Genomic DNA, 2464 nt, shown 5'->3' with positions numbered 1-2464 from the left:
GCGGTCACCCAGCACGGCGGTACCCTCCGGGCCGGCGGTGACGGTGTGCTCGTGGACCCACCCCGTCAGCCCCGCGTAGGGCTGGGAGACGCAGCGGTCCACGAACCGCTCGCCCTCGACGTACCCGCCGGGGTCGTGCCGGGCGATCCAGCGCGGTCCGAATCGGATCCCCAGGGGCCCGGGGAGCGCGGACCTCGGCTCGAGCACGGCCTCACCGTCCCGCAGGGAATCGGCCTGGCGCACCGGGCGCAGCGACATGAACGGTGGCGAGAGCCGGAGGAAGGCGCCCGGCGAGGCCAGGTAGTCCCACGCCTCGTCCGCGCCGGCCCGGATGGTGCAACGGAGATCGATACTCATGAGGCCGGCTCTCAGGGCAGCAGGCACAGCGGGGTGACGTCGCCCCGCCCGCCGGCCATGGGAACGGTCAGAAACGCACACGACCACCATCCACGCGCGTCGACGACGTCACGGACGGTGGACCACTGCGCCTCGTCGAGCGCGGGCCCGCGGCTCAGCACGAACCCGGAGGACCGGCTCGGGTCGCCGACGATCGCCAGCGAGTAGTCGTCCGCCAGGTAGGTGATCCGGTAGTTGACCGGGCCGTTCTCGTCCTGGAACGGCACCTGCGGGAAATCCACCCGTAGGGAGGCGTTGGTGGCGGTGTCACGGATCGTCGCCTCGCCCTCGATCACCGAATCCGAGCTGAGGGCCGATCCGCAGGAGTTGCGCACCGAGATCGTGTCGGGGGAGATTCGTGCGTACTCGGCGGTCGTGTCGTTGGTGCACTGCAGCGTGTACGGCTGCGGGATCGCGGCGACCTGGTACCAGGTTCCCACGAACCTGTCGGGGTCGACGTATCCGACCTGCTGCAGCTCGGGACCTCCGATCGACCCCACCGCGATACCGTCGGGGACCCTGAGCTGCGAGGACCCCCCGCCGAGGCGGCCTCCGTCGGTCAGGTCCTGGGCCCCGGCCGCGGGGACGCCCACCACCCCGGCGGCCATCAGCGGGACCACGGCCAGTGCGGTGGCGATCAGACGGGACCGGGGACTGCGCGACGGGGTCATGGGTGGGTCTCCTTCGTGTCGGCTGTGCTGGCTGGGGCGGGGTCGTCCGGAGCCGTGCCGGGGGACGCGGAGGCGTGCGGGTCGCCCGGCCACCAGACCCGCTCCCCGACGAGGGTGAACAGTGCCGGCACCACCAGGGTCCTCACGAGGAAGGTGTCCAGCAGGACGCCGAGGGCCACGATCACACCCACCTGGGTGAGAACGATGAGCGGCAGCACGCCCAAGACCACGAAGACCGAGGCCAGGACGATTCCGGCGGAGGTGATCACGCCACCGGTGAGGGCCACGGCCCGGACCATGGCCTCGCGGGTGGAGTGCGTGGCCGCCTCCTCCCGGGCCCGGATGACGAGGAAGACCGAGTAGTCCACCCCGAGGGCCACCAGGAACAGGAAGCTGTACAGCGGGACCGACACGTCCAGCCCCGGGAAGCCGAGGATCTGGGTGGTGACGAAGGTCCCGAGACCGAGGGCCGCGAGCGACGAGAGCACCGTCGCACCCAACAGGAGCAACGGGGCGATCAGCGCCCGCAACGCCAGCACCAGGACGGCGAACACCACCAGGAGGATGAGCGGCGCGATCAGTGCGAGGTCGCGCAGGTTGCCGTCGGAGGTGTCGACGGCCTCGGCCACCGGACCGCCGACGATCGCCTCGGATCCCGTCACCTCGTCGACCGCGGAGCGCAACGCCACGACGCTGTCCTCGGACCGGTCGGTCGCGGGGGCCGCGTCCAGGGTCACGGTGATGCGGCTCCACCCGGTATCCGATTCCCCGGCCGGCACTGCGGACACGACCCCCTCGACCCCCTGCACGGCCTCGAGGACATCCGCCTCGGTGCCGGTCCGGGTGAGCACGGTGACAGGATCGGTGACGCCGGCCGGGAAGTGCTCGGCGGCCGTCTCGAGGCCGGCCACCGCCTCGGAGGGCGTGCGGAACTGCTCGGTCTGGCTGAGGCCGATCCGGGTTCCCAGCAGCCCGAACGCGAGGATGACAAGGATCAACACACACGAGATGAGGACCCGGGCCGGGCGGGTGACCACTCCGGAGGCGATGCGGCCCCAGACGCCGGACGGCACGTCCTCGCGGAAGCCCTCGGGGGTCGTCGGGACGATCAGACGCCGGCGCTTGCTGGAGCTCGCGTTCGCGCGCCCGGTGTCGCGCCCCGGCCGGGGGACGAAGGGCCAGAACAGGCCGCGCCCGCACACGGCCAGCGCGGCCGGGAGCGCCACGAGGGCGTACGCCAGGGCCACGAGCAGACCGACGGCCGCCGAGATGCCGAGCGACCGATAGTTCGGCAGGGTGGCGAGCAACAGCGTGAGCAGGGCCAGGACCACGGTGATGTTGCTGGCGACGATCGCGGGCACCGCCCCGCGGTACGCGTCGCCCAGCGCCTGGCGACA

General features: G+C 72.1%; 2 protein-coding genes and 1 pseudogene. All 3 read right to left on the bottom strand.

The genetic code is table 11. The features are described 5' to 3' along the window. Positions 1-357, bottom strand: a pseudogene (locus tag G6019_RS00160) (TIGR01777 family oxidoreductase); the annotation flags it as partial. 11 nt (positions 358-368) lie between these two features. Further along, on the bottom strand, positions 369-1067 hold the full coding sequence (locus tag G6019_RS00155; protein WP_182613249.1) for a lipocalin family protein: 699 nt from the start codon (positions 1065-1067) through the stop codon (positions 369-371). Further along, the coding region (locus tag G6019_RS00150) for an MMPL family transporter (protein ID WP_182626870.1) at positions 1064-2464 on the bottom strand (1401 nt) is incomplete at its 5' end. The genes G6019_RS00150 and G6019_RS00155, both read right to left, overlap by 4 nt.

The organism is Dietzia sp. DQ12-76 (genome assembly GCF_014145045.1).
Taxonomy (GTDB): Bacteria; Actinomycetota; Actinomycetes; order Mycobacteriales; family Mycobacteriaceae; genus Dietzia.
This window is presented reverse-complemented; position numbering and strand designations above follow the sequence as displayed.